This window comes from Bartonella sp. MR168JLCBS (assembly GCF_042194175.1).
In genome coordinates this window covers 329-1249 of sequence record NZ_JBHIMP010000113.1, presented here as the reverse complement: position 1 = coordinate 1249, position 921 = coordinate 329, and the positions used below count along the sequence as shown (strand labels likewise).

Below are 921 nucleotides of genomic sequence, written 5' to 3'. Positions count from 1 at the left end.
GACTTGACAATCCGAGGCGTCCAGTGGTCGCACTTGTTGGAGGTGCAAAAGTTTCCAGTAAGCTTTTTGTGCTCAATCATTTAGTTGAAAAGGTCGATTATTTGGTGATTGGCGGTGCCATGGCCAACAGTTTTTTAGCTGCACAAGGTGTCCATGTTGGTAAGTCATTGTGTGAACATGCACTAATGCAGACGATAAAAAAAGTCATTGAAAAAGCACAAGAGTACCAATGTACGCTTCTACTCCCTGTGGATGCAGTGGTTGGGTTTCGCTTTGAAAAAGATGCACCGCATCGTCTCTATGATATTGGAGATATTCCTGATGATGGAATGATTTTGGATATTGGTACCCGCTCCATTGCGCATATCAATGAAGTGATTGATAAAGCTGCTACCCTTGTGTGGAATGGCCCCCTTGGTGTTTTTGAGATGTCTCCCTTTGATCAAGGAACGATTGCAGTTGCACGTCATGCAGCAGAATGCAGCTTGACAGGGAAATGTGTTTCAATTGCTGGAGGGGGAGATACGGTTTTTGCTCTTAACCACGCTGGTGTTGCCAATGATTTCACTTATCTTTCAACCGCAGGGGGAGCCTTTTTAGAATGGATGGAAGGCAAGGTGCTTCCCGGTATTTTTGCTCTCAGGCAGGCTTAACGATAACTTGTGTTGTGTAAGCTATGCTGGTGCATTGCTCACTTTTGGAAATGAAGACAGAAAAGAGGAATTTTTTATGAATGAATGTCTTGGAGATATTGCACAGGCTTTAGTTTGTGCAGGTAAAGGTATTTTGGCAGCAGATGAAAGTACCGCTACGATTGGAAAGCGTTTTGAAAGCATTGGTGTTGAATCCAACGAAGACAATCGCCGCGCCTATCGTGAAATGCTTTTTACAGCAAAAGAAGCTATGGAAAGCGCCATCTCT

2 protein-coding genes are annotated in these 921 nt (G+C 43.9%); both read left to right on the top strand.

Annotated elements, in window-relative coordinates; genetic code table 11:
• A partial coding sequence (locus ACFIK8_RS09565) for a phosphoglycerate kinase (RefSeq protein ID WP_375669291.1) occupies nt 1-653 on the top strand: 653 nt, incomplete at its 5' end.
• Nucleotides 654-729: 76 nt separating this feature from the next.
• Nucleotides 730-921 (top strand): class I fructose-bisphosphate aldolase (locus tag ACFIK8_RS09560; protein WP_375669290.1); only part of this gene is annotated, 192 nt, incomplete at its 3' end.